The 26,147-nt window shown below is 35.8% G+C and carries 26 protein-coding genes and 1 pseudogene; 9 read left to right on the forward strand and 18 right to left on the reverse strand.

Features of this window, described 5'->3' with window-relative positions; genetic code table 11:
* Positions 1–26: 26 nt before the first annotated feature.
* A complete protein-coding gene (locus tag QKW49_RS10025) occupies positions 27–1,037 on the reverse strand; it encodes a sugar ABC transporter substrate-binding protein (RefSeq protein ID WP_282867404.1) in 1,011 nt (336 codons plus the stop codon).
* A 415-nt stretch (positions 1,038–1,452) separates the two neighbouring features.
* Here QKW49_RS10025 and QKW49_RS10030 point away from each other — a divergent pair, with 415 nt between their 5' ends.
* Positions 1,453–3,888 carry a helix-turn-helix domain-containing protein gene (locus QKW49_RS10030; RefSeq protein WP_282867405.1) on the forward strand — a complete coding sequence of 812 codons (2,436 nt, stop codon included), beginning with the start codon at positions 1,453–1,455 and terminating at the stop codon, positions 3,886–3,888.
* Between the two features lie 298 nt (positions 3,889–4,186).
* Here the strand turns inward: QKW49_RS10030 and QKW49_RS10035 are convergent, their stop codons facing one another.
* The 12 genes from QKW49_RS10035 to QKW49_RS10090 form a co-directional block, all read right to left on the reverse strand.
* Positions 4,187–4,948 carry an aldolase/citrate lyase family protein gene (locus QKW49_RS10035; protein WP_282867406.1) on the reverse strand — a complete coding sequence of 254 codons (762 nt, stop codon included), beginning with the start codon at positions 4,946–4,948 and terminating at the stop codon, positions 4,187–4,189.
* Between the two features lie 12 nt (positions 4,949–4,960).
* Positions 4,961–5,935, reverse strand: a complete 975-nt coding sequence (locus QKW49_RS10040; RefSeq protein WP_282867407.1) for a phosphoglycerate dehydrogenase — start codon at positions 5,933–5,935, stop codon at positions 4,961–4,963.
* Between the two features lie 61 nt (positions 5,936–5,996).
* Positions 5,997–7,472, reverse strand: coding sequence for a tripartite tricarboxylate transporter permease (locus tag QKW49_RS10045; RefSeq protein ID WP_282867408.1), 1,476 nt, complete (start codon positions 7,470–7,472; stop codon positions 5,997–5,999).
* A 10-nt stretch (positions 7,473–7,482) separates the two neighbouring features.
* The gene (locus QKW49_RS10050) at positions 7,483–7,935 is read right to left on the reverse strand and encodes a tripartite tricarboxylate transporter TctB family protein (protein WP_282867409.1); all 453 of its coding nucleotides are present in this window, start codon (positions 7,933–7,935) and stop codon (positions 7,483–7,485) included.
* A gap of 92 nt (positions 7,936–8,027) precedes the next feature.
* Positions 8,028–8,924: a dihydrodipicolinate synthase family protein gene (locus tag QKW49_RS10055; protein WP_282867410.1), complete on the reverse strand. Its 897-nt coding sequence runs from the start codon at positions 8,922–8,924 to the stop codon at positions 8,028–8,030.
* A gap of 68 nt (positions 8,925–8,992) precedes the next feature.
* Entirely contained in the window at positions 8,993–10,030 is a 1,038-nt protein-coding gene (locus QKW49_RS10060; RefSeq protein ID WP_282868105.1) for a tripartite tricarboxylate transporter substrate binding protein, read from the reverse strand.
* Between the two features lie 421 nt (positions 10,031–10,451).
* Positions 10,452–11,186, reverse strand: a complete 735-nt coding sequence (locus QKW49_RS10065; protein ID WP_282867411.1) for a GntR family transcriptional regulator — start codon at positions 11,184–11,186, stop codon at positions 10,452–10,454.
* Between the two features lie 139 nt (positions 11,187–11,325).
* Positions 11,326–12,066 carry a TIGR03915 family putative DNA repair protein gene (locus QKW49_RS10070; protein ID WP_282867412.1) on the reverse strand — a complete coding sequence of 247 codons (741 nt, stop codon included), beginning with the start codon at positions 12,064–12,066 and terminating at the stop codon, positions 11,326–11,328.
* Positions 12,066–13,376: a putative DNA modification/repair radical SAM protein gene (locus QKW49_RS10075; RefSeq protein ID WP_282867413.1), complete on the reverse strand. Its 1,311-nt coding sequence runs from the start codon at positions 13,374–13,376 to the stop codon at positions 12,066–12,068. Before QKW49_RS10075 ends, QKW49_RS10070 begins: the two co-directional genes overlap by 1 nt.
* A gap of 661 nt (positions 13,377–14,037) precedes the next feature.
* A complete protein-coding gene (locus QKW49_RS10080; RefSeq protein WP_282867414.1) occupies positions 14,038–14,253 on the reverse strand; it encodes a hypothetical protein in 216 nt (71 codons plus the stop codon).
* Between the two features lie 134 nt (positions 14,254–14,387).
* Complete coding sequence (locus tag QKW49_RS10085) at positions 14,388–14,567, reverse strand: DUF4177 domain-containing protein (RefSeq protein ID WP_282867415.1); 180 nt, start codon at positions 14,565–14,567, stop codon at positions 14,388–14,390.
* 52 nt (positions 14,568–14,619) lie between these two features.
* Positions 14,620–15,027 carry a GNAT family N-acetyltransferase gene (locus QKW49_RS10090; protein ID WP_282867416.1) on the reverse strand — a complete coding sequence of 136 codons (408 nt, stop codon included), beginning with the start codon at positions 15,025–15,027 and terminating at the stop codon, positions 14,620–14,622.
* 361 nt (positions 15,028–15,388) lie between these two features.
* Here QKW49_RS10090 and QKW49_RS10095 point away from each other — a divergent pair, with 361 nt between their 5' ends.
* Both QKW49_RS10095 and QKW49_RS10100 read left to right on the forward strand, forming a co-directional pair.
* Positions 15,389–15,559 (forward strand): hypothetical protein, encoded by a 171-nt coding sequence (locus tag QKW49_RS10095; protein WP_282867417.1) that lies wholly within the window; start codon positions 15,389–15,391, stop codon positions 15,557–15,559.
* A 407-nt stretch (positions 15,560–15,966) separates the two neighbouring features.
* Positions 15,967–16,356 carry a hypothetical protein gene (locus tag QKW49_RS10100; RefSeq protein ID WP_282867418.1) on the forward strand — a complete coding sequence of 130 codons (390 nt, stop codon included), beginning with the start codon at positions 15,967–15,969 and terminating at the stop codon, positions 16,354–16,356.
* 989 nt (positions 16,357–17,345) lie between these two features.
* Here the strand turns inward: QKW49_RS10100 and QKW49_RS10105 are convergent.
* The 3 genes from QKW49_RS10105 to QKW49_RS10115 form a co-directional block, all read right to left on the reverse strand.
* A complete protein-coding gene (locus tag QKW49_RS10105; protein ID WP_282867419.1) occupies positions 17,346–17,525 on the reverse strand; it encodes a hypothetical protein in 180 nt (59 codons plus the stop codon).
* A gap of 152 nt (positions 17,526–17,677) precedes the next feature.
* A complete protein-coding gene (locus QKW49_RS10110; protein ID WP_282867420.1) occupies positions 17,678–17,857 on the reverse strand; it encodes a hypothetical protein in 180 nt (59 codons plus the stop codon).
* Positions 17,838–18,110 (reverse strand): helix-turn-helix transcriptional regulator, encoded by a 273-nt coding sequence (locus QKW49_RS10115; RefSeq protein WP_282867421.1) that lies wholly within the window; start codon positions 18,108–18,110, stop codon positions 17,838–17,840. The genes QKW49_RS10110 and QKW49_RS10115 overlap by 20 nt, the downstream gene beginning before the upstream one ends.
* A gap of 299 nt (positions 18,111–18,409) precedes the next feature.
* Here QKW49_RS10115 and QKW49_RS10120 point away from each other — a divergent pair, with 299 nt between their 5' ends.
* The 5 genes and pseudogenes from QKW49_RS10120 (at position 18,410) to QKW49_RS10140 (ending at position 22,368) form a co-directional block, all read left to right on the forward strand.
* Positions 18,410–18,814, forward strand: a complete 405-nt coding sequence (locus QKW49_RS10120; protein WP_282867422.1) for a Nif11-like leader peptide family natural product precursor — start codon at positions 18,410–18,412, stop codon at positions 18,812–18,814.
* Positions 18,815–19,297: 483 nt separating this feature from the next.
* The gene (locus QKW49_RS10125; RefSeq protein ID WP_282867423.1) at positions 19,298–20,908 is read left to right on the forward strand and encodes a recombinase family protein; all 1,611 of its coding nucleotides are present in this window, start codon (positions 19,298–19,300) and stop codon (positions 20,906–20,908) included.
* A gap of 30 nt (positions 20,909–20,938) precedes the next feature.
* Positions 20,939–21,127 (forward strand): annotated as a pseudogene (locus QKW49_RS10130) (spermidine/putrescine ABC transporter ATP-binding protein); the annotation flags it as partial.
* A complete protein-coding gene (locus QKW49_RS10135) occupies positions 21,117–21,947 on the forward strand; it encodes an ABC transporter permease (RefSeq protein ID WP_282868106.1) in 831 nt (276 codons plus the stop codon). The pseudogene QKW49_RS10130 and the gene QKW49_RS10135, both read left to right, overlap by 11 nt.
* Positions 21,948–22,155: 208 nt before the next feature.
* Positions 22,156–22,368: a DUF1657 domain-containing protein gene (locus tag QKW49_RS10140; protein ID WP_282867424.1), complete on the forward strand. Its 213-nt coding sequence runs from the start codon at positions 22,156–22,158 to the stop codon at positions 22,366–22,368.
* A 111-nt stretch (positions 22,369–22,479) separates the two neighbouring features.
* On the opposite strand, the gene safA is transcribed toward QKW49_RS10140, so the two are convergent.
* Positions 22,480–23,091 carry a SafA/ExsA family spore coat assembly protein gene (safA, locus tag QKW49_RS10145; protein WP_282867425.1) on the reverse strand — a complete coding sequence of 204 codons (612 nt, stop codon included), beginning with the start codon at positions 23,089–23,091 and terminating at the stop codon, positions 22,480–22,482.
* A gap of 277 nt (positions 23,092–23,368) precedes the next feature.
* On the reverse strand, positions 23,369–23,716 hold the full coding sequence (locus QKW49_RS10150; RefSeq protein ID WP_282867426.1) for a cupin domain-containing protein: 348 nt from the start codon (positions 23,714–23,716) through the stop codon (positions 23,369–23,371).
* Positions 23,717–24,289: 573 nt separating this feature from the next.
* On the opposite strand from QKW49_RS10150, the gene QKW49_RS10155 reads away from it, so the two are divergent.
* A complete protein-coding gene (locus QKW49_RS10155; protein WP_282867427.1) occupies positions 24,290–25,999 on the forward strand; it encodes a methyl-accepting chemotaxis protein in 1,710 nt (569 codons plus the stop codon).
* Positions 26,000–26,147 lie beyond the last annotated feature (148 nt).

Genomic DNA, 26,147 nt, shown 5'->3' on the forward strand with positions numbered 1-26,147 from the left:
TAAACTGTGAACCGTTAAATTACAAACTATTGAATCTTATCCTTTGTGATCAACTCAACTTTTGTAGGTATATAATTCTCAATACTGCCGCCTTTGAGCAGCTCCACAGCCTTTTCAACACCAAGTTTACCCATTTCGCTCGCATATTGTGCGATAGAACCGTTCATTGTACCTTCTTTAATCGCTGTTTTCGCATCATCACTTGCATCAAATCCTAATACGATAATTTCTCCGGTCTTTCCAGCCTGAGCAATGGCTTCAACAGCACCTAAAGCCATCAGGTCACTTGCCGCGAATACTCCTTGCACATCAGGATTTGCTGTTAAAATATTCTGGAATACATCGTATCCTTTGTCTCTTTCCCATTGTGCAGTCTGAGATGCTACGATCTCAATCTCAGGAGCGGATTCTTTAATCTTGTCCTTAAAGCCTCCTACTCTGGCATCACTGGTTTCATGTCCTGCGATCCCCTCAATGACGGCGATTTTACCTTTTCCTTTTAATTGTTCTATCATATATAAAGCAGCAAGCTGTCCACCATTGTAGTTATCGGAACCGATAAAGGTTGCTGTTTTTGCGCCCTCTGCTTTAGCTGCTGCTTCATCTACCTTCGTATCGACAATCAATACAGGAATACCGGCATCATTGGCTTTTTTAATTGCCGGAACAATCTCTTTAGAACCGGAAGGTGAAATCAAAATCGCATCTACTTTTTTAGTGATCATGTTTTCCATAATCTGCATCTGTTTTTCAACATCAACTTCTCTATCTGCTGCTTGAACGATTAAATCCACACCAAACTCATCTGCTGCTTTCTTCGCGCCTTCTTCCATAGATATAAAGAAAGGATTATTTAAAGTTTTAGGGATTAGCGCGATTTGCAATTTCTTGTTTGCAGCACTGCCAGCAGGTTTATCTGTAGTTTCTTTTGGTGCTTCAGTCTTCGAAGGCTGATTTTGTGTACAACCAAACACCATGGTAGTGAACAATCCAATCAATAAGACCAAACATACTAACTTAATACTTTTTTTAAACATCTAAATTCCTCCTCATTTTTAGTTGTTTTGTTAGATAAGGGTTAAAAATACAGCATTTTGGATACGACTATTTTCAGTGCACCTCCTTAAATGAAAAGATTTAATGATTGATTGAGGCTCATTTAACATGTTGTAAGCACATCCCGCTTACATTTCCAATCGTACTACACGAATAACTAAAAAAAAACTATAAAATCCGAAGAAAGCTCTAAAATACCCATAAAAGCCGACTTTGAATTTTAACAATTGCTTTATATTTTAACAAAATGGTATCATCTATTCGTAATTTTTACAGATTTACAATTTTTCCTATTGATACTTTATATAAGAACTTTTATAATATACATATCTGCATTATATAAATGTTATATAATCTCCAAATACAATAATCTTATTTTTAGAAAGAGGAATGTATATGAAAAAAATATTTTCTTCTTTTTTTATACATTTAAATAAAATTTATACAAAAAATGCCTTACTGAATAAAATTAGAAATAATATAAATTTAAACAGTACCTTTACAAAGCTTATTATTTCATATCTTATTTTCGCAGCAATTATCCTCAGCTTGTCCAGCGTATCAATGTATATGGGATATAAGAATAAAGTAATCAATCAGATTAATAACGTCTCGGAAAAGCTGCTTGTACAAACAAACTATTTTACCGACTTTCTTGTGACTTGGACAACTACATCGGGTCATTACTTATATAGGGATACTGATATCTTCAATCTTATGTATGGAAAAAACATTAGTCATACCGATGAAGCAGTCGGTAAAAGAAAGTTGACGCAGTCGGTGAATATTATACCGTTGACCCATTCCATTTATGTTTATAACAGTATCTCGAAAAAGTTCTATTCTTCACTAAGCGACCCAATATTTCTGCGTGATTTTTATGATCAGGAAACCGTTTTCATATTACAAAATAGAAAGGATTATATAGAAAACACCAGATTAATTCCAAGAAAAATATTCTTCTCTGTTGATGGACTAAAGGGATCAAGCTATCAGGCTAATTTGCTTACAATCGTGATCTCTGATTACCCGTTGGAAAATAGTCTCAAAGACAGTGCGCTAATACTCAACTTAGACGCGAAAGAAGTACAAAATACGTTTAAGAACATTGCACCGAAAGACTCGGATATTTTTATAATTGATTCTTCCGGAACCATTGTGTCTCACTCTGATCCTAAAATGTTCATGAAGAACATTTCAGATCAAAAATATATTCAATATGTCCTTGAAAAGAAAAAAGACACCGGACACTTTATCGATACCATTGACGGTAAGCAATCTCTAATCACCTATGTTAACTCTGATAAGTTGGGCCTGAAATTTATCAGTATCATACCCTATGCCAACTTGTTAAAAGATTTGAACGCTTTAACCCAGCTTACCATCGTCATCGCTGCTATACTATTGCTGCTCGGCATTGTGTTATCATATATTTTTTCAAAAAAGATTTATGTCCCTATCAATAGGATTGTTAGCAATATCCAGCAGTATTTTTCAAAACAGAAAGACAGCATCAATATGGGAGAAAGCAGCAATGTTAATGAGCTGGATTACCTATATAAGGTTTTTGATAAATTGCTCCACAGCCCGCATTCCCTTGAAAACCTGTCTCAAGTTGATATCAATTTTTTAAAGCAGCAGCTGCTGAAAAGTTTCTTATTGAATGAATCATTCCAATTAAGAGACTTAACTGTAAAATTTGAGGAATTAAATATTAGGATTCGCGCTGAAGATCTGCTTGTATATACATTGACAATTGATTCATTCAAGGAGTTTAACACAAAGCATTCAAAGGAGAACCAAAGCCTTATACGGTTCGCCATAGGTAATATTGCTTCGGAAATTACTTCAAAGTATTACAAATGCGATACGGTAGATATGGGCGATGATCATATCGCCGTAATATTAAATATGAATAAAGATACTCATAATTCCTCCCTGGATATATTGGTGGATGCCATTGATGAAATACAAAAGTCCATATCCCAATATCTGGACATCTCTGTCACTGTCGGAATCGGAAACAGGGTTCATCACATAGGCGATATCTCACTTTCATATAATACTGCATATGAAAATACTTGCTACCGTTTCAAATATGGTCCGAAGTCTATTCTGTTCCATGAAAAAATCCAGGCAAGTATAAACGAAGATTATCATTACCCAGAAGATAGCGAGACTGAAATTTTCAATGCACTTAAGTTAGGACATATGACCGATGTAGAACAGGCACTAGATAGGATGTTGGATGAAATTTCCCAGTATTCATATAGAGATATGCTGCTGGCAATTACCCAATTGACTGTGAATTCAAAAAAGCTTTTAAAAACGCTTTATGATATTAACGATGAGAATCTCTATATGGATATCCGTTATTTCAGAAGGAACCTTGAGAAATTTGAGAATATCTATCAAGTAAAAAATTGGCTGCTTCATCTATATATCAACACCATTCAACGGCGTGAAGAAAAGAAATCCGGTAGAAAGAATGAGTTGGTCAATGACACCATCAACTATATACAATATAATTACTCCGATCCGGCTCTTTCACCCGAATTGATAGCTGATTATGTCAATATATCACCTAATTATCTAAGAACTATTTTTAAAGAAGTGACAACCGGATCTTTATCGGCTTTTATTAATGAATTCCGTTTGGAGAAAGCAAGACAGCTTTTGGAAACCACAGCGATGCCCGTAAGTGAAATATCAGATTCCGTAGGCTTCTCCAATAACACTTATTTTTACACCGCATTTAAAAAGTTTTACGGATTCACACCTAATCAATACCGTAAGATGATGCTTAAAAACGAACCTGTTAAACCCCTATAAGGTAATAAGACCGAGTGTTTTATTGTTCGAAAATCATGTATATACAAAGTCCGAAGTCACTGAAATATGCTTTATTAATCAGTAGCTTCGGACTTTTTGTTTGTTTTCCAATCTTTAGGATGTTTTGAAAAAGTCTAATTCAGCACACAGAAGAGCAAGACTTGGGGACTGGTCTGCTGTCAGGCCTGGTTTTTGGCCGGACTGCGGCCCTGGGCCCCGCCCATGTGTTGCGCTGACCGATGAAGCACTTTTTCACAGCCTCCTTTAGCGCAGAATATAAAACATCCCACTAAAACTTCTATCTTAATTCTGTTAAACCCTCTTGAGCAGCACCTATTAATATATTAATATCGGAAGACCAAAGGTTTAAGGACATTCCTTTGGAAATCCAGGGCTTTAATGCTGCCGGAGAAGCCAAATGAATACCTGAGAACTTACCTTTTTTGCTCGCAGTCTCTATTACCTTATCTACCGCTTCAATAAAGACCGGACTATTTATCTGCCCCATAATACCCATGCTTTGAGAAAGATCATTAGGACCTATGAATGCAGCATCAATTCCTTCAACATCTAGAATACTATCAATATTATTGATTCCTGCAGTTGATTCGATTTGAACCATCAAAATCGTTTTTTCATTTGCATCCTGCATATACACTGTGACACTCTCAGGTTTCTCAAAACCTGTGTGCTCTCTCATGAGTGCAACACCTCTATTTCCCAAAGGCGCATATTTAGAATACTCTACCAATGCTTTGGCTTGATCTGCCGTTTCAGTATTTGGAAGCAAAAGTCCTTGCGCTCCCATTTCCATATACTTTAAAACAACTTCTCTTTTCACCTCCGGAATTCTAACCAGTCCAGGAATTCCAGCTTCTCTTGCCATTCCCAAAATACCTGCTACCGTGCTGTAATCAAAATTACCGTGTTCACAGTCGATAATAAAAAAATCAAATCCACTCACCTTAATAAGTTTGGAAATTTCCGCTTTCTCAAAAAGCGTTACCATCGTTCCTATGACTGCTTCGCCGTTTTTTAATCTTTCCTTTAATTTGCTCATCAGTAATTCTCCTTATTTTAGATATTGTTGATTTACAATATTTGCGCAATGCTTGTTGTTCAAGACAGCTATTGTATTCTCAATTGTCAACTTTGCCATCAGTTCTTCAGCCTGCTGGGTATGCCCTCCCAAATGGGGCAATACTGCTACATTGTCTAATTCAAATAATGGACTTTTTGCAAGAGGCTCCTGCTCAAACACATCTAATCCCGCTCCGGCCAGTTTTCCGTTCACTAATGCTTGATATAGCGCTTGTTCATCGACCAGCTTCCCTCGGGCTGCATTAACTAAAAATGCGTCAGGTTTCATTTTTGCTAAATTCTCTGCATTGATTATTCTTTCAGTGTCTTTTGTGACAGGCAAATGCAGTGTGATAAAGTCAGATTGTTTAAATATCTCATCCAAAGAACATACTTGAATATTATTTTCAATAGCAAATTTTTTATCAATATACGGATCATACGCCAATAAATTCATGGAGAAACCTTTCGCTCTTAGGGCAACTTCTTTGCCTATTGCGCCGAGTCCCAGGATTCCCAAAGTTTTTCCACTCAATCCGACTCCAACGTGGCGTTTCCATTCTCCTTCCCGCATTTTTCTATCCATTGCAGGCATTCTTCTTGCGGCCCCTATCATTAAGCCTAATGTCAGGTCCGCAACAGCCGGTGCATTAACTCCCGGCGTATTTGTTATTAAAATCCCCTGTTCACCTGCTGCCTTAACATCAATTGCTTCATAACCTGTTCCATATCTTGAAATAACCTTCAGGGTTTTAGGTGCTCTAGCCAAAAATTCGGCGTCATATACTTCCACGCCTGCAATAATAGCATCCGCACCCTCCCATATTTCAGAGACTTCTTCTTTGCTCAGTGTTCTTCCATACGGATTATAGACTACTTCTTCTGCCTCTTTTTCCAAAAGTGCTCTGCATTTGCTCATATTCGCACTCTGTTGATTAAATGCAGGTGAAGTTACCAGTACTTTCATTAAAATGTTCCCCCTATGCCAATCATTATTATATTATTTTATAGATACACTTTATATGTCGTTATGCAATTCTTTTTGATCTTGTGATACTTGAAAAAATTACCGATAATACTGCTAAAATCAAAAAAATCAAGCTAATCGGTCTTGTAAAAAATATTGCGTAGCTTCCCTCTGACAGGATCATGGATTGCCGCATGCTGACCTCAGCCATGGGACCTAGAATAATTGCCAACAACATTGGAGTAACCGGAAAATCAAACCGAGTCATTAAATACCCCAAAGCCCCGAAAATTAAGATCATTTTCACATCAAACAATGTATTATTTGCTGCGTAAGCACCGGTAACACATAAGATAATCAATATCGGAATCAGAAAATTCACCGGTACTTTTGTAATTCTTACGAAGCCTTTAATGAAATAGCTGGCTTGCAAATACATAAATATGTTTACAAATATCAAGCCTATCATGATGGTATAAACAACAATCCCATGGGTTTTAAACAAATCCGGTCCCGGTGTAAGGCCCTGCATCATCAACGCACCCAGAAGTATGGCTGTAACCGTATCTCCCGGCACCCCTAAAGTCAATAGCGGTATCAGTGTCGCTCCCGTCACACCATTGTTTCCTGCTTCTGAAGCAGCAACGCCATCCAAATGTCCTGTACCGAATTTTTCCGGTGTTTTAGATACTCTTTTTGCCTCATTATAGCTTAAAAAAGATGCAATAGCTGCCCCGGTCCCTGGAATTGCACCTATAAAGGTTCCGATAGCACTTGATTTTAAAATGGTCTTCAAATGCAAAACAACCTCTTTCAACGATACTTTCTCATGCATAAAATCTTCTGTGTGTTCAACTTTATGATCTAATATTCTGACTTTATTCAAAATTTCCGATATGGCAAATAATCCGATCAACGCAGGAATAAGATTAATTCCGGCAGCTAAATAATCATAATCAAAAGTTAATCGAGGCATCCCTCCTATAGGATCCATTCCAATCATGGATATAAACATCCCCAGAATTCCCATGATAATTCCTTTGAAAACACTGTCACTACAGACACTGGATATAATGCTCAGACCAAAAATAGCTAAAGCAAAATATTCCGGCGGACCGAATTTCAATGCCATACTTGCAACTTGCGGTGCAATAAACAGCAAGATCAATGCACTAAATACTCCGGCAATGGTCGAAGCAATAAGCGCCATTTGCAATGCTTTACCCGCATGGCCATTCTTAGCCATCGTATATCCATCCAAAACAGTTGCTGCAGATGCAGGTGTTCCGGGCGTATTAATTAAGATCGCGGTAATAGACCCGCCATAAGTCCCACCACAGTAAATTCCCAAAAGCATCAGTATCCCTGTAATCGGGTCCATTCCAAACGTTAACGGCATAAACAGCGCTACTCCCATAGTAGCTGATAAACCCGGAAGAGCACCAAATATAATTCCTACTGCCAATCCAATATTTATAAACAAAAAGTTATTCCATGCAAACAAATTGATAAACCCTGAAATAATATTTTCCAACATACTTTCCCTCCTATGGTAACTGCACATATAGAAGCTCTTGAAATACATAATAAACAAGTAAGACAATCGCAATAAAAATTAAATACATATACCACTTTCTTGTTCCTAGGAAATAAACAACAGCCCCAATTACCACAATGGTTGAAATGATAAATCCCCATATTGGCATTAAATATACATATGCGATCATTAGAGCAAATAATATAAGTACATTCAATTCTGACTTAATATCTTTTATCTCACCTTTATCTTCTTTTTCCTTTCCCTGCTTCTTTCCAGCTAAGATGTTTTGAACCAAAAACAATCCACTGACAACAACTAACATAATAGAAAGTACCTTCGGAAAAAACCTTGGTCCCATCACAGTAATCCCGGTATCTTCTATTTGATAGGGAATAGCAAACCAAATAAAAAAGCCTATCAAAAGGAAAAATATGCTTAAAACAGTATCTCTTTTCATCATCCCCAATATTCCTCCTTCATTTTTTCACCAAATCATTAAGACAGACAAACAATGATTGCCTTTTTTATGCATCCAATCATACCGAAGAATATTTATTCAATGATTTCATGGAAAATGGATCCGAATTCCTTTACTTTCTCCTCCGGCAGCACCGGAATAGTCTCTGCAGTATATTTTTCGCAAATATCTAATGCCGACATCAAACCTTTTAAATTCATGCTAACGGGATTACCGGTATATCCAAACAGCTTTACAATCTCCATAACCTTATTTTGGCTTTGCTGCGCGCCGTTCATATCCGCCGCCTTTACCTTGCGATGGATGTCCAGTTCCAATTCGGGTATTACATTCGGAATGGGAGTCATACTTCCGTCCGCTCCCAGCAACATAGCCGGCAGTATCAATGGTGCTCTGCCCATAAAGACTTTAAACTTATCACTTTGTGCATATTTAATTAACTGCTGAAAATATATAAAATCTCCGCTGCTATCCTTGATACCTATAATATTCTCCTCTTGACTAAGTCTTCGGATAGTATCGATACTGACATTGTTTTTGGTGAGCGCAGGAATATTGTATACCATAACCGGCAATTTGCTTTTCTTAGCCAATATCTTAAAAAAGTCTTCAATTGAAGCTTGGGGAAGCGGATAGTAAAATGGAGGAACACTCAATACCGCATCTGCACCTATTTTATAGGCTGATTCGATATTGCAAAAAATATCTTCCAACGTACATGCACCTACTCCTACAATAACAGGGTGCGTTCCATTTACCTCTTCTACAACAGTCTGAACAGCTAAAGTATATTTTTTTCTATCTAAGACAGTCCCTTCTCCAGCTGTTCCCAAAATCATCACTCCATCACATCCTGCTTCAATGAGTCTGCGGATTAATTTTTTATAAGCTGCTACATCAATATCTCCTGCATGAGTAAGCGGCGTAGCTACAGCAGGAATTACACCGGTTAAATGCTTCTTAATGTCCATTTTTTCTCCTCCATGCTGACTTCAACAAACTTACCGGGATATCCCGGTAAGTTTGTTGAAATCATGAATTAATTGTTACCTGTCAATCCGAGATTATCAATCATTTCTCCGGTTACTGTTATTTCTTTATTCAGTTTCGTTGCTACCTCTTCACCGGTAATTGGATTCATCTCCAAGTTATTATTCTCACAGAATTTTACAAACTCAGGATCTTTGATCATTTCATTGAATTTTTCATTCAGGTATTTAGTAATGTTAGGATCTACCCCTTTAGGTGTCAAAATAAACTTCCATACGCTGTAATCGACATCGTATCCTTGCTCCTTGAAGGTGGGAACATCCGGAATCAAGTGAAATCTCTCCGGTGATAATATGCCGATTATTTTTAGATCCCCATTTTTCTCGTGGTTGATTAGTTCACCCGGATGAGCTGCAACTACATCAACGTGCTTTCCTAGAAGTGCAGTAATACCGGGCGCATTTCCTTGAAAAGGCACATGCTCTGCTTTAATGCCTGCCTTTGCAAATAAATCCATACCACCTATATGGAGCAAACTACCTACCGCATTGCCCCCAAATTTAATAGATCTTTTCGCATTTTTTAAATCTTCAAAAGATTTAAATTCAGAGCCGTTATTGACTGCTAGAACAATAGGTTCATATGAAAGACCTATAATGGGATCGAAATCATCCAATGTATAGGATACTTTCCTCATTTTAGGCTGAGTAGAAAATACCCCAACTGCCTCCATGATAATTGTGTATCCGTCAGCGCTAGCAGACTTTGTTTCAGTAGTGGCAATGGTTCCTCCTGCGCCGTCACGGTTAACGATCACCAAAGGCTGACCAAGATGTTTTTCTGCAATTGAACTAAATGCACGTGCCATTAAATCAGAACTTCCCCCAGCTGACCAAGGAATTACAAACTTAATAGGCTTTTTAGGGTAATTCAGGTCCTTCTTATTTGCCGTCTCTTTCGGCGCAGACTCTGCCGTTCCTTCATTCTTCACTTCAGACCTAGGCGCTTGCTGCTGCCCACAACCAGCAATTGTAAATACTAAAAAGACTGCAACCACCAAACTCAAGAATCTTTTTTTCCTTAACATCACTCTAATTCCTCCAATCTTTTTTGTTACGCATTCCAAGAATTAACTGCAATTTTTGCTCTTGCCTAGACGCTAAATTGCTTATTCATTATATAAAACATAATGAATACTATGTGAATGTTTTTCTACACCTCCTTATAATTTATGGTTTTCTAGGTTTTATTGAATATCTCATCTTCCATGAACTAATCTTTACAGACCTCCGTCCAATACCTAAGAAGATGTTATTCACACACAGACTACCACCCAACGACACAAGCGTATTTGGGTGATATTTTTGAAATATAAAAAAGTATGTTTTATGCGTATTGATTTTTGGAGTATTGCTTAATATATAAATTTTGCTGCTGATATCCGCAATTGGTTATGTGGTTATTACCAGTTGCAATATTAAATATGTAACCAGACAGGCCGGTTACAATCAGTAACTGGGATTACGTTTTAAAGTAATATTAACTTCATACCTATCTCCTCTAAAAATAGCACTGGAATAGAGTATAGGCCTTCCACTATCTACAAAGGTAGTATTTTTTATAATAAGTACAGGACTATTGTTTTCACATTGCAAATACCTCGCCTCTTCTCCGGTAGCTTTACTGGCAGTAATTCGTTGAAAACCCTCGCTAATTTTGTAACCATAAAGCTCTAATTGTGAGAAGATAGGGTCTTGGGTTAAATCTACATTATCAAGCACCATCCCCACTTGCGGAGATAAATAATTAAAGTTGATTAATAACGGTTCATCGCCAGTCGATATCAATCTCTTAATCATCATTACATTATCGCCGGTATTCAAGCCTAATTCTCTGGCAATTACAGTATCCGCCTTTGTAATACACTTTTTAATCACCTTCATATCCGCCTCAATACCTTGCAGATTAAGCATTTCCGCTATACCCAACAAGGAGGCTAAAGGCCTCAATATACGCTTTTGCGCTACAAATGTCCCTTTTCCGTGTTGGCGGTACAGCACTCCTTCATTGACCAATTCTCCTATCGCCTGCCTGACGGTAATTCTGCTTACTCTCAAGTTCTCCATGAGCTGTCTCTCACTAGGCAGAGCTTGCCCCTGTTTGTATTCTCCACTGCTGATCGCTTGCTTAATATAATCTTTCAATTGTTCGTATAATGGTTTAGCACTACCAGGATAAAGCATAAAACCTCCGTATAAATCATCAATATATTTCTATTAATCGCCGAATAACACAATCATTATCACAGCTAGTACCTGTCATCTTATGGTTATCTGGTCATGACCATTATACTACATACTATTATTCAATTCAAGAAGAAATTTAATTTTTTAATTCAATCAGATATCTCCAATATCTCGCAGGCATACATCTACGTTGCAGCCGCGGATTTATCCTACTTTTAATTGCAATGGACTCAAAATACTTCTTCCAAAGTTTTTGATAAAAAACCTCGGTTTCTTCAAAATTCATGTCCGCATTATCAATAAAATCTGTAATGATCCAATTCTTCTGATCATACATAGCTGCAAGCTTTCTCTTTATATCATGAATAATCCAATTTTGTGCTCCAAAACGTTTAACAAAATGAGGAGCCATTAGCGCAATGATATTATAATCCGGTTCAATGGGCGCATAATAGATATCTCCCTGTACATGCCTGAAACGGATCAACCCCAATAAGCGATGCGCTTCACCGCTTACTTTCCTGCTCATACGGTGGATTGCCAATACACGGTCATCCGCTTCGTACATGTCAACCTTTCTGCCCACCTTCCATCCTAAACGGAGGTACTGATAAATCCACGTGCCTGCCTCATCACATTCCGAAAGAAAGACATAAAACACATGCTGTAATGCCTGGGGTGATATCTTTTCACGAATTGATAGATACACCTTATCGGCTTTTTCGTCATCGGTTTCAATATATATATTCTCATAAAGCAACTCCTGTTGAAAACCGTGTTGGGACACTATTTTCTCCGGCACCTGCCTTCTGTAATACGCCTCATATATTGCTGTTAACAGACCTTCGAATGTTCCGTCATAAATATAGTTAAGCATCATATTTCCCCCGTAATACTGGTGTATGCATCTGCAGGTACAGGGTTACCTGATAATAATGAAAACATTGAAAGCTGTTCCATCGGCGGTACATGTTTTTTTTCAGGCTTTTTTGCAATCAAACACTGACGTATCAGCCGGTCATTCAATCCGACCTCCCCATAGAATTTCCCCTGACAGGTAATAAAGTGTCTTGCCCGCTTTAACACCACCCCTATTTTTTTCAAACTCTCATAAGATAAAGGATACACCCTGCGGGCAGAAACGATTTTTTGGGCAGACCGAACACCAATGCCAGGGATGCGCAGCAACATATCGTAATCCGCGCGGTTCACTTCCACCGGGAACAGGTCAAGATTTCGTATGGCCCAATCAGATTTTGGGTCTAACTCTATATCAAAATCCGGTTTACTTTCATTTAGCAGCTCGTTGGCGTTAAATCCGTAAAATCTCAGCAGCCAATCTGCTTGATACAATCTATGTTCCCTCAGCATAGGCGGCTTTGTCGTAATGGCTGGAAGATTTGCACCGCTGATGACAGGAACATACGCGGAATAATATACCCTTTTTAGTGAAAATCGTTTATAAAGCCCCTCAGATAGCCTTAATATCTTCATATCATGATCTGCGGTTGCCCCCACCATCAACTGCGTGGTCTGCCCTGCAGGTACAAAGGAAGGCACTTTCTTAAAATGCTTTTTCTCTTCCTCTCTTTGATCAATCTTAGCATGTATGAAATCCATCGGCTTGATAATGGACTCTTTACTCTTTTGCGGCGCAAGCAGCTGAAGCCCTTGTTCGGACGGAAGCTCTATATTCACACTCAAGCGATCCACAAATCTTCCCGCTTCATGGATAATGTGATTATCCGCACCGGGGATTCCCTTTAAATGTATGTATCCATTAAACCGATGCTCTTCTCTAAGCTTTTTCACAGTCTTCACCAGCAGCTCCATCGTATAGTTGGGATTTTTGTATACTGCTGAACTCAAAAATAAGCCTTCTATATAATTGCGCTTATAAAAGTTTACTGTGAGATCCACTACTTCTTCAGGCGTAAAAATTGCCCGAGGCACGTCATTAGTCAACCGATTTGCGCAGTACGCACAATCATAAACACAATAGTTGGTAAAAAGTATTTTCAACAGCGAAATACATCTCCCATCGGCCGACCAGCTGTGGCATATGCCCGACACATGCGCATTGCCCAACCCTCCCTGCATATTCTTGCGGGTGCTTCCACTGGATGAGCAAGAAACATCATATTTTGCGGCATCGGCTAAAATTTGCAGTTTAGATAAAACATCCATGGTAAATACCTCCAATATCTTACTGAGAAAATTTTACCATAAAAATATAAATATTTCAAACGTATGTTCGCCTAAAATCAATAAAATTATTCAGAGGTAAAGTGAAAGATTAAATTCCAGTTTGTAAGACTTAATTCCATAGAGTAAGAAATTAGTTTTATACCTGATATTTCTGTACAATAATTATAATAGTTGGACCTCTTTCCCCTGTATGGAAAGGAAGGCAAATTAACACTAGATTGCTATTTTGCCACAACGTGCCAACCCTATACTTTTAGCATTATGCATAAAAATTTATATATAAAATTGTGATATTTGTCAAAATAACCTGTTAACAAATTAACAATATCACTGTATAATAAATATATACAGATTCAAGGAGGTGAAAGAACATGAAAGATTTTTTAGGAATGGTTACTTTATTCGGAGTTTTCGTATTATTTACAGCTAGCAGAGTATATCCATACATTGCTTAATATTCACGATAAATATTAAGCTTCCCTTAGATATAGAGTTTTCTTTTATATAGATTAATAGACTTCACTTTTGATAATGAAGTCTATTTTTATAAGTAAATCATTTTCCTCTCACCGGTATTCCATATTCTTCAGGGTGGTTTAAAATATATGAAGCTTTAAGAGTCTCAACATATTTATGTGTATTAATTTTGTTTTTCTTGCAATAACTGTTCTATTTTCTTTTCCAGTTCGTCAATCCTGGAATCCTGATTGATAAAAGCGGTAACTAATATAGCTAATATTAGAGCCACTACAATAAAAATTGCCCAAATATTGCTTAGAATAAAGCCACCAAAGAAAAAAGTTACAATTACGCATAAAATAAAGCAAATTAAAAAGACTTCAAGAAAATCCTTCATTTATGTTAACTCCTTTGCTAAAATATAAAAAATCTTTACTGCACATTATAATACAAATGCGTATTAAACTTTAGTTCAATATAATAAAAAGATAATGAATTAATAGTACTTCACATTATGCTCATAATTCATTCTTACTTCTTTTCTCTTTTAAATACAAATACCATCATAGAACCGAATGCACCCACACATTGAAAATTAACAAGTTCCCAGCCTTCTTTTCCATACTGTTCAAGCACTTTATTACTTTTTTTCTTTAAACTTTTTTCCGTATCAAAAAGACTATTAAAAGTTTCTGTTGTATATTCCCACATAATTAACCCCTTTCAATAAATCATGCCGATCTTATTCATATGCAAAATCGTCTTACCCTTTATTTTGCTTTCTCTTCATACCACATGACTCAGGATCCACATAATTAAAACCAAATTGACAATATAGTATATCTGCTGGTTTATTGGCAATCAGACATACATATGCATTCTCGTCTGTATTTTTATTTAAATAAGAATCAATTTCTCTCATAATCACTTTCCCTAGACCGTTACGTTGATAATCAGGATCTACCATAATATCAGAAACAACATAGGTTATACCTCCGTCACCGACAATTCTTCCAAAACCAATTAAACTATCATTATCCCATAAAGAAACAATAAACAATGAGTTTTTCAATGCAGTCTCTGTTTTTAGTATATCTTTTGTTCCCATTCCTGTTTTTAGCCTTAAAGAAATATATTCCATCGCTGAAGGTGCGTTATATCTTATATCCATGTTTGTTTAGACCTTTCATTATGTGAATTATTGTTGGTGCACAATATTCTACAAATGTAAAATACGCTGTTAGCATAAACAGCATCATTAAATTTAAGTTTTACGTATGTTTTATTCAGTTATCTATTCTCTGGACATCATATAAAATCCTGCGAGAAGAAAGAATTAAATATCGCAAATTTCGACAAGAAACTATGATACGTTAATCTATCCTTTGCAAATAAAAAAAGAGCATAAAAGCTCGTCTTCTTTGATAAAACTTGTCATAAAATTGTGCATATAAGCATAAATATTAAATACGGACAAATATATATTTCATCCTATCACAGGCTCTGAATTTGTTCACAAGGAGGTGAACAAAATGAGTATGAATGAAGTGCTTGCCAAAATTCTTTTGAGCCTAAGTAGTGGAACTCTAACCAATTTTTTTATCAACCCTTCTGAAAAAAGCCGCGACTTATTTCTATTATCAACTGGTGTAAATTTACTTATCTACCTATCATCCCAATTTGAAAATCGTAAGAAAAGCTAGGGTAACAAGTATCCCTCCATTTTTTAACTGCTATTCCGTCACAATAGCAGTTTTTTATTTACACCAGCTAATAATATTTTAAAGAGCATTTATTTTATTTATATTATCAGACAGTAAAATATATTCCATATACTTCATACTTATTAAACATAGTTCGCCCTCAGTTTAATCTGTTATGTAGCCTCAACATACACAAATATAAGTATCAAAACATATTATGTAACTTAACCATATAATGGAGGTAAAAAAAGTTGCATAGTAAGATCAAGTTTCTATTTTACAAACTATTGCAGTTTATTTACTCTCATCTAAGGTAGGGCATTACGTCCTGCCTTAGACCTCCATTAATCTATCTTTAGTAACATATCACCTCTGATTAACATAAAATATTCTGAGGTGATTTTTATATGCATACACACACTTTTGAAGGTGCTACTTCTTTAGATGACCGGCACAGACATAGATATCTTGATGTAACCTACGCAGGCAGTGATATGCCAGGACATACGCATATCATGCATAGTTTTACTACGTATGATGACGGTCATATACACCATTTCTACTTTACTACTGGCCCAAGTATAGAAGCACCGGGAGGTCACTATCATAACTTCCATTCGGTTACGCAATATGCTGACGGATCGGTGTCTCTAGGTAAATTTCTTATGACTTTAGGACAGTTTTCTGTAACAAGAGTAATTACATTTCTCTACTTCATTGGTCTTGTTCCGATATTCTTTTGGTTATTTTTCAGTAGACTAGGTATCTTTTTTGACATACTATATACGTCACACTAAGTATATTACATACTCGTTCAAAAATGTAACACGGGGACGGTTCTAGGGCTGACATTTGGAAGTTTTGCGCTGCAAAATATTTTGCACTACAACATAGCAGATATTACTTATACATCAATAGTTAAAAGTAAGCTGATAAGTAGGACAGTGCAAAATTTTCAAATGTCATGAAGAAGGATAGTCCAAAAAGCTTTTTTAGTTTAATATATTCGACACTTATCTTTCGATTTCCTCCTCATCCGGATAATCCGTATTCGCTGCTCTGCAAATCTTGCCTGATTATTTTTTGAAAAAGACTGCTGTAAAACCTAAAATCCCAATGCGCATAAGAACCATCAGAAGATGGATAAGTGTAAAAATATGCATTCGGATACCTCCTCTTATAAAAAAACAAGGAATAATCTGCTATAAAAGTGGTCATACTATAAATATTGGGTCACATGCCCCTATACGATGCAAAGGCGTATCAGCAACTTGCAATGACGTAATAAGAGCATGTTCTCCATGTTACATAATTAATTTCCCCCAAAACCTGCTGGATGGGCAACCCGGCAGGTTTTTTATTTTATCTCCTGCTGTTCATTTTCTTGTCCTGACTTTTGGTCTTCATTCTTTCCTTCATCGTCAGCAACTTTGTAGTTATCGCTTTCAAAGACATTCTCATTTTGGACTTCGCTCATATCCCCGGCAAGCTCCGTTTATATCTTTTAATTTGACTAACATGCTTGTCCACCGCATTCAAATACGGTACCGAGAAGAACTCCGTCTTTTTTTCGAATACGTGCTGCGCTTTCAATGATGCCGCGTACCGGAAACCTTTCACTAGGTTGTTTAAAAACTCCGGCGGTATTTCTTTCCGTTTTTCATTTTTGAAATGTCCTTCTGGCTTACATTGCCCATGTGGGCTATGCATTCCTGCGGCAGGTGCATCCTGACCCTAAACCTTCTCAGTTCATTCCCTATCCTGATTGTCCTTAAATGAGTCATGTTTAGTTAATTAACGTTTTTCTAGCCTCCGCTATTACAGCTTCAAGAACTGGTAAGCGCTGTTCCTCCGGGAGTCTGTTGATTCTTCCCATTGTGTAATTAACCCAAGCTTTTGTTACCAGCTGGCGTACTCTTTCTTCAGACGGTTTAAATATCCTTACTTCTATTTCTTGCTTGCTCATGCTCTCAACCCCTATCAGTACAATTGTATTAATGGCAAAATTTGTCCTATTACTACAACTTAAAAATAAGCTGAATTTTTATAGAGCTATCAACTGTAAATTAATAATTTGATGATCTCCCCAAATAAAACCTAATCCCAACTTTCTATACATTAATTGATTTTTGCTATGACAGTAATTTTTTCACTGCTGCTGTCGTAGCTGAATGTTCCTTTAAAAGAACTGATTTCTGGTAGTCCCATCTCTTTAAGCTCCTTACTTAGCCTACTCAAGATCGAAACACAAATTTGATCTAATGACCCTGGATATTCTTTATAAATGTCTGTCTCCATTACTAATTTCTCCATCCCCATCACCCCCTTCCTTTACTTCAATATAGAACATCTCCCCCAATCCCACCCCGAAGTACAAACATACCTTTACTATTAAATCCGTCCCCTCAGGATATCTATGATTTTCTAACTTGGATAGATAGCTTCTTGATATGCCTAACTCTCGTGCAAGATCATCTTGGTTGATGTCTTTGAGTTCACAATACTTTTGAATTTTGTTTTTGATTGATGCTATACTGTCGATTTGAATCACCCCACTTTTCTTTCTGCGATGTCTTCGGAAAGCGCAACATCTCTACTTATACATTTGGTAATTTTACTATCAAAAAAATTTCATTGACTTATTCCATTGTTAATTCTAAAATCGTAGATACATTCAAGATTAAGAAGCATGTGCAGATTGTAAAATGATTAGTATGCAACTTAATGGTCCCATTGAGATTGATTTTAAACAATAATTTCGATAGTTACTTTCTAATCATCCTTATTGAGCTACTTTAAAAGTTGGTTCGTATAAATAGTTACAACATAAAAAACTTCGAGGTGAACATTGTGACAAAAGAAAATATTGAAAAATTTAAAAATGACCCCGTATTTTTAGATAAGCTTAAAGAAGTAAAAACCAAATCTGAACTTTTTGCTATTTTAAAAGAAGCTGGATACGAGTTCAATCAAGAAGAATTGAAAGAATTTACACCCTCTGATCAGAAGGTTACTGAATTATATGACGAAGAGCTTGATAAAGTAGCTGGCGGAAGCTGGCTCGATGATCTTGTGCATCAAATTGATAGGAATTTATATATAGCATTACGGTGTCGCAAATCATATGTTTATGATGTATGTGAGGAATGTAAAGAATTTGTATGCACTTCTAGTATTGACGGGCTATACCGAAAGTGTAACAAAGGATATTTCTCTTCGGAAGGGAGTGTACATAATTCTGTGTATCTGATTTGAAAAGACTCATTTCTGGTCAAATTCATACACAATATTTATTACAGTCTCTTTTGATACCAGGCCGTGTAATAATAGGGAAATACTTTTTCTATATACACGGCATAGTATTTTCATGTATCTTAACCATATGTTCAATTGTCAAAGTTTTTATTTCGCCATTCCTTTCAATTCTCTTTTACTTTCATTAATTTTCTAAAGCATATACAAAAATATAATTGTTATCTCCACTTCCCTTCCCCAGCTGGCCGATTATTTTATGGTTACACCGGAATTCTTACTGCAGAAATTTAAATTCATGGCAAGAAAGGATCCACTCTGGGATATAGATAATAAGAGATATTTATACCTTTATAACTTGCCCTCGATTCATATTTTTGAAAAAACGCAGATAAAGTTTTACTAATATATCTAACTTCAAATAAGAACCAGTTGTCATGAATAAGTATATATTGAAAGATACTATTAATTTTTCAGGGTGATTATATGATTATTTCTATTTATTCAAGAAAGTCTAAGTTTACCGGTAAAGGTGAATCAGTTGAAAACCAGATATCATTATGTAAGGAATATGCGGAAAAGCATTTTAACGCAGATAATATATTGGTATATGAAGATGAAGGCTTTTCCGGCGGAAATACAGATAGGCCACATTTCCAAAAAATGATGGACGCTGCAAAGAAAAAGAAATTCGATGTTCTTATTTGTTATCGCCTTGACCGTATTAGCAGGAATATATCTGACTTTTCAAATTTGATTAATTTACTTCAGGACAATAACATAGCATTCGTTTCAATACGTGAGCAATTTGATACCTCTACGCCCCTGGGAAGAGCGATGATGTTCATTGCTTCTGTATTTGCCCAACTTGAGAGAGAAACGATTGCTGAACGTATACGGGATAATATGCTGCAGCTCGCACGATCCGGAAGGTGGCTGGGCGGTATTACCCCAACCGGTTACAAAAGCGAGCCAATAACATATTATGATAGCAGCATGAACAAAAAGAAAATGTATACGCTCTCTCCTATCCCTGAAGAACTTGAAACGGTAAAACTTTTATATTCTAAATATATTGAATTGGGAAGTTTAACGCAACTGGAAGGATACTGCTTTGAAAATACTATCCAGTCGAAAAATAGTAAAAATTACGATAAGTCAGCTTTAAGGTCTATCCTAACAAATCCGGTATATGCGATAGCTGATGAATTGTTATATGAATATTTTGAAAGAGCAAACTCGGATATCGCGAATACTAAAAAAGAATTTGACGGGAAGCATGGTGTTTTTGTTTATAATAAGAATATTGAAAAGAAAGGCAAAAGAAATAAATTAAGAGATAAATGCGAATGGATTATCGCAATTGGTAAACACCCCGGAATCATCAATTCTATTGATTGGATAAAAGTGCAGAAAATGATTGAAGAAAATAGTGTAAAAGCTCCTCGCACCGGAACCAGTAAAGTTGCCTTACTCACTCCACTCCTTACATGCGCAAAGTGTAAATCAAAGCTGCGTGTATCGTATAAAGTGCAAAACGGCGAGATAATGCATCATTATTATAAATGTTTACTGAAAGAGCGTTCCCGGGGAACCCAATGTGATATGAAAAACCTTAATGGACAAAAAGCGGAACAATTAGTCATAGAGCATTTTAAAAAAATGGCTTCAGACGCGGATGGGTGGCTTAAAGATCTAGACGATAAGAAGCAAGGACTTTCTAAGATATCCAAAAAAACTGCGACAAACAAATTAAAGCTAGAGAAGGAACTTAAGCAACATGAAACTTCTATCAGTAACTTAACCATTCAATTATCTCAGAATAATTCTTCTGCAGCCGCGAAATATATTATCCAGCAGATCGAAACGCTGGATAAAAAGATTGCGGATATTAAGCATGAATTGAATACTTCAGAAGATGCCCAGGAATCAAACATAATTGAGCAAATGAATATTGAGGTTATTAAGAACTTTGTAAAATCATTCGCTAGTTCTGTTGATGATATGGAATTTGATGAAAAGAAAAGGGCATTAAAAGAAATAGTAAGAGAAATCATTTGGGATGGTAAACATTTGGACATAAAGATCTTTGAATAGTTTTTTTGTATCTAGAGTAGCATTTATGTAGATATAGCAGAAGCTATGTCTATGTCGGATAAAGTAGTGGTATTATCACAACGTCCCGCTTCAATTAAAAACATACATAGTATAGAACTTACCTGCACAAATTGTACTCCTTTAGGAAGAAGAGAAGCTCCTGAGTTCAGATATTACTTTAATAAAATATGGAAGGAGCTAGATGTACATGTTGAATAATACTACTAAAATTAATATACAGGAGAATACTTCTTACGAACACTTACTATGGCTCAAACGGGTAAAACAGCGCCAGGCACTTATACACGTAACACGTATTACTATACTCTTTGTATTTATTGCCTTATGGGAACTTGCAGGACAACTAAAAATCATTGACCCATTTATAATGAGCCAACCGTCAAGAGTATGGAAAACACTAGTTAACTTACATCATGACGGTTCCTTATATATGCATACGTTCATAACCACTTACGAAACAGTCATTGGCTTTGTTCTTGGCACATTACTGGGTACAGGTGTAGCAATTATGATGTGGTGGTCCAATTTTCTTACAAAAGTGCTGGACCCATATCTTGTTGTATTGAATAGCTTGCCCAAAACCGCTTTAGGGCCCATCATTATCGTATGGGTAGGCGCAGGCCAACCTGCAATTATAGTAATGGCATTGTTTATATCGTTTGTAGTAACCATTCTAGGGGTACTAAGCGGATTTTTGGAAGTTGATGAAGATAAAATCAAACTATTGAAAACCTTTGGTGCTACTAAAAAACAAATACTAACAAAAGTAGTTCTTCCCGCAAGTGTTCCCACCATTATATCTGCTCTTAAGATCAATGTTGGCTTATCATGGGTAGGGGTCATCGTAGGAGAGTTTCTTGTATCCAAAGCAGGCTTGGGATACCTGATCGTATATGGAGGCCAGGTTTTCAAGCTCGACCTTGTAATGACTAGCGTCATTATATTAGCAGTTATTGCAGCCCTAATGTATCAAGGTGTCGCTTGGCTTGAAAATAAATTCTTAAAATGGAAACAATAAAACAAGAGGAAACAATGAGATTACACCGTTGTTTCCTCTTGTTTAAGTATGTCACCTCATTTCCTGAATACAAACATATCTTAGAATTTTATATCCGCATTTATGTATTACCGAACATCTAAAAAATATATATTTTACTAAAATTTTATAGAATCTAAAATATAATTCTGGTTAAAATAAACTTTGGTAGAAAGCGAGGTGATTAAATTTGACAGTTCAAAGTGATTTACAAAAAGCAATCGCATCATGTGAAGCTGCAAAAGGTAGTTATGCAACGATGGCTCTATCTACTGAAGATCAGTCTGCAAAGAATATGTTTAACGAAATGAAATCTGATATTAACAAACATATTAATTATCTTAATAGTAGACTAGACTATTTAAATCAAAATAATCAACTTAACCAACAGCAGCAGCAGTAATTTCATTATATAGAGATATCCGACATGTAATAGGATTAAGTAAGAAGCGAATTAATTCTATACTATAATAGTATAAATGAATTAATTCGTCTTCTTATTACTTAAAGTTATTTAATACGGTTTTATAAACATCTGCGTCCAGTAAGCCACACCATTTTTATCTTTTGCGAGTCCTACACCGATTTGTGTATATGAAGGACTTAATATATTACTTCTATGGCCCTGTGAATTCATCCATGCATTCATTACTTCCGCCGGTGTTCTCTGCCCCTTAGCGATGTTCTCTCCCGCTGCAGAATAACGTATTCCAAATGATTCCATCATTTTAAAGGGCGACCCGTAAGTTGGAGATTGGTGTGAGAAATATCCTTTATTAATCATATCTTGAGACTTATATCTAGCTACCCTTGATAACTCCCAATTTGCTTTTAATGCCGGTAATCCATTCTTTGCTCTTTCAGCATTCACCAAACGTATGACTTCATTTTCCTGTACCTTGATATCGTCAATATTGGGAACTGTAATTTTCTGTCCGGGATAAATAAGTGCCGGATTTTTTATCTGAGGATTCGCAGCGATAATCTCACTGAGTCCTATTTGGTATTTCACTGCGATTTTCCACATGCTGTCACCGGATTTTACCGTATAGGTAAGTGACTGAGCGAAGACCGGAACCGTAACCATCATTGCAATTATAAATATGATCAATATCTTTTTTTTCACAAAAACACCTCCTATATTAGTTTGTAAAAAAGAGATGTTTTTATGTTACTTACTTTTTGTTACAATTACCATTAAAAAACATAAAATTAAGATTTTATTAATTTTGAGAATTTTAAAAATTATAGAATTGAACATTCCATGCTTTCAAATCCCTCTTCTTCCTCATTACTTAACAACTTGCTCAAATCTAAAATTGCTATAATGATTTGGTTAACATTTTCTAACTTACAAAGGAGAGTACCGAGTACTCTCCTTTGTAAAAATTGACGATCTCATATTAATATAGTAAAACTACTGCCATAAGTACTAACGGTTGGTCTCCCGTATTTTCTATACTATGTTGCGCTCCTCCACCAGTTAGGACAGCATCTCCTACCTTGACTTCTTTTATATTTCCATTATCATTCACTGTACCTGTGCCGCTCAAAATATAGTATACTTCCTCTTCATTCTCATGGGGGTGTAATCCAATTGAACAGCCAGGGTTCATAGTGATTTTTGCAAATATTCGGCATTTACCTTTAAGCTCATCTTGTTGAAAAATATGCAAAAGCTCAACTGTTCCCTTTCCGCCTCTCATCTCTTCCTTATATTCATTAACCATTTGTTCAGGACTTTTAAACATCTTCATTCCTCCCTTATACTATATAGCATAAATAATTATAATGTATATTTTACCACTAAAATATGGATAAAACAATATTAAATTCTGGAGTACTTATCCACAAGATTCCCAAAATAAAACTCAATGGTCTTATTTTGGGAATCTCCTTTGTATGTATATATTCTTTCCAACTATAATAATGATTGTTTTTTCAAAAAACAGGCTGTTTCTCAGCTTTTATTGAAAGACTATTGATGCATTCATATTTGGCACGCATTTTGCATTATAATAAAGTATACTTTTCTAAAAGTATTCTTTATACCGCTATAGGAGGGTGTAAAAAAGTAATTGACCATTTGGAAATCAAACATAGGTGTTGTCCGAGTATCTACCCCTCAAGAATAATTATATTAGTAGTACCGGTCCCTAACCTAGTTTCCTCAACATGCTGAGTCACATTGTATTACAGCCTCCTATAGCAACATGCATTTCATCTGTCATCATTCGTCATCGCTATTGATAATAATTAGGAGCTGCCTTCATCATTAGCTGTAACCCTCTTCTATCTAAAAATGAAAGGATGGATATAATAATATGAAATTAGGCTTGAAACAAAAATTCATACTCATCGTAATACTTATCAGTATCTTCATTAGCAGTATTTTGGGACTATTAATGTATAATAAACAAAAGAAATCGCTTTTAAATTCAATTGATAAAAAGTTAGAAGCTGTGGTATATAACGCAAAATATCTGCTGGCCGGATACCATGATAAAATTTACAATAGACACTCTGTATCTGATAAAGAATATATGAATATTGTACGGCGATGGAATAGTATTTGTAAAGATCTGGACTTAATATATATATGGTCCATGATTGTAATAGATGACGAGCTTCTAACAAGCTCCGGTTCTTCTGTTGATAAGGAAAAAGAAGAAGGCCATTATGCATTTTTGGGACAACCGGATGAGGCCTTAGGTAATGAAAGCCGGATTACAATAGCAGAAGGTAAAAAACATATAGATAGTCTCGAAACGATATATGGTGATTTATATATCGTCTCCATTCCCTTTAAAGATGCTAGAGGTAGAGATTATACTATAAATGCATCGATGAGCATGGATTTTGTAAAAACCGAATTAAATCAATTGTTGGTTACTACGCTTATAACAACATTGATTATTATAGCTATATCAATGCTAATCTCTTATATTTTTGCTTCTAAAATAATTAAACCTATTTTAGAAATGACCCAAATTACAGAGCAACTAGGATCCGGAGATTTAACAGCTAAAGTAAATGTTAAGACTACTGATGAAATAGGTATATTCGCTAACAACTTTAATGCCATGATAGATAATATAAAAAGCTTGTTTTTAGATATAACTGATATGGGATCCAATGTAAGCACAACATCTGATAATATGTTAGAGATGATTGAGCAAAACACCAATATATCTCAGCAAGTGGCGCAAACAATGTCAGAGTTGGCAACAAGTGCAAACCAACAAATGTCATCTGTTAGTAAAGGAAATAAAAAGATTCACGAGCTATTACAAGAAATCGATAGGATTAATAATAACTCCCGGCAACTAGAAATATTTATAAACGACGTAAAGAATACAGTTGACAATAGTGTAATTGTTATTGATCACCAAAAAAATAAAGTGAATGAAAATAGAAATTCTACACAAAGAGTAGCAGACTACGTTTCAACTCTATCAGAAAAATCGAAGGAAATTGTCAAGATTATTGATGTCATAAAGATTATAGCAGAACAAACAAATTTACTGGCATTAAATGCAGCAATAGAAGCTGCAAGAGCAGGTGAATCGGGAAAAGGATTTGCTGTTGTTGCAGACGAAGTAAGAAATTTAGCTGATCAATCCCAAAAAGCTACAGAAACTATCAAGAATTTAATTAATGATATACAGCTTTCAGTAAATTATACGGCTAGTGAAATGAATAATCTTAATCAAATATCCAGAAGTCAGGAAGAGGCTACTGACAAAATATCAGAAGTTTTCAATAGTATACTTCAAGAATTCATAGAAGTAAAAACCCGAATAGATAATATGTCGCAGGCGGCCAAAATTTTGGACGCAAATTCTAAAGAAGTTGATGACACTATTGATGATATAGCCACTTTAGTTGAAGAAAGCACAAGAGCAATAGAATATGTAGCGGCATCAACCCAAGAACAATTTTCATCTGCCCAAGAAATGACCGCATCGAGTGAGGAGCTTCGAACAATATCTCATGAATTACTGCAAGCTATAAAGAAATTCAAAATAAGTTAACCAAAATGCTCCAGTCTTACACGATCATGATATAAGCTCATATGTTATAAAAAGATGGGAATTGCTCGTAACAACTTATTACGGCGATTCCCATCTCTTATTAATTACTGTTCTCTAAATATTCGGGTTTTTAATCCATTTTCATTAG

Source organism: Petroclostridium sp. X23 (genome assembly GCF_030013905.1).
Classification (GTDB): domain Bacteria; phylum Bacillota; class Clostridia; order SK-Y3; family SK-Y3; genus X23.

Bases quoted from the DNA above. Each gene is read 5' to 3' on its own strand.
- QKW49_RS10025 (WP_282867404.1), bottom strand. From the start codon at position 1,037: ATGTTTAAAAAAAGTATTAAGTTAGTATGTTTGGTCTTATTGATTGGA.
- QKW49_RS10030 (WP_282867405.1), top strand. From the start codon at position 1,453: ATGAAAAAAATATTTTCTTCTTTTTTTATACATTTAAATAAAATTTAT.
- QKW49_RS10035 (WP_282867406.1), bottom strand. From the start codon at position 4,948: ATGAGCAAATTAAAGGAAAGATTAAAAAACGGCGAAGCAGTCATAGGA.
- QKW49_RS10040 (WP_282867407.1), bottom strand. From the start codon at position 5,935: ATGAAAGTACTGGTAACTTCACCTGCATTTAATCAACAGAGTGCGAAT.
- QKW49_RS10045 (WP_282867408.1), bottom strand. From the start codon at position 7,472: ATGTTGGAAAATATTATTTCAGGGTTTATCAATTTGTTTGCATGGAAT.
- QKW49_RS10050 (WP_282867409.1), bottom strand. From the start codon at position 7,935: ATGATGAAAAGAGATACTGTTTTAAGCATATTTTTCCTTTTGATAGGC.
- QKW49_RS10055 (WP_282867410.1), bottom strand. From the start codon at position 8,924: ATGGACATTAAGAAGCATTTAACCGGTGTAATTCCTGCTGTAGCTACG.
- QKW49_RS10060 (WP_282868105.1), bottom strand. From the start codon at position 10,030: ATGTTAAGGAAAAAAAGATTCTTGAGTTTGGTGGTTGCAGTCTTTTTA.
- QKW49_RS10065 (WP_282867411.1), bottom strand. From the start codon at position 11,186: ATGCTTTATCCTGGTAGTGCTAAACCATTATACGAACAATTGAAAGAT.
- QKW49_RS10070 (WP_282867412.1), bottom strand. From the start codon at position 12,066: ATGCTTAACTATATTTATGACGGAACATTCGAAGGTCTGTTAACAGCA.
- QKW49_RS10075 (WP_282867413.1), bottom strand. From the start codon at position 13,376: ATGGATGTTTTATCTAAACTGCAAATTTTAGCCGATGCCGCAAAATAT.
- QKW49_RS10080 (WP_282867414.1), bottom strand. From the start codon at position 14,253: ATGAAGGATTTTCTTGAAGTCTTTTTAATTTGCTTTATTTTATGCGTA.
- QKW49_RS10085 (WP_282867415.1), bottom strand. From the start codon at position 14,567: ATGTGGGAATATACAACAGAAACTTTTAATAGTCTTTTTGATACGGAA.
- QKW49_RS10090 (WP_282867416.1), bottom strand. From the start codon at position 15,027: ATGGATATAAGATATAACGCACCTTCAGCGATGGAATATATTTCTTTA.
- QKW49_RS10095 (WP_282867417.1), top strand. From the start codon at position 15,389: ATGAGTATGAATGAAGTGCTTGCCAAAATTCTTTTGAGCCTAAGTAGT.
- QKW49_RS10100 (WP_282867418.1), top strand. From the start codon at position 15,967: ATGCATACACACACTTTTGAAGGTGCTACTTCTTTAGATGACCGGCAC.
- QKW49_RS10105 (WP_282867419.1), bottom strand. From the start codon at position 17,525: ATGAGCAAGCAAGAAATAGAAGTAAGGATATTTAAACCGTCTGAAGAA.
- QKW49_RS10110 (WP_282867420.1), bottom strand. From the start codon at position 17,857: ATGGAGACAGACATTTATAAAGAATATCCAGGGTCATTAGATCAAATT.
- QKW49_RS10125 (WP_282867423.1), top strand. From the start codon at position 19,298: ATGATTATTTCTATTTATTCAAGAAAGTCTAAGTTTACCGGTAAAGGT.
- QKW49_RS10135 (WP_282868106.1), top strand. From the start codon at position 21,117: ATGTTGAATAATACTACTAAAATTAATATACAGGAGAATACTTCTTAC.
- QKW49_RS10150 (WP_282867426.1), bottom strand. From the start codon at position 23,716: ATGTTTAAAAGTCCTGAACAAATGGTTAATGAATATAAGGAAGAGATG.
- QKW49_RS10155 (WP_282867427.1), top strand. From the start codon at position 24,290: ATGAAATTAGGCTTGAAACAAAAATTCATACTCATCGTAATACTTATC.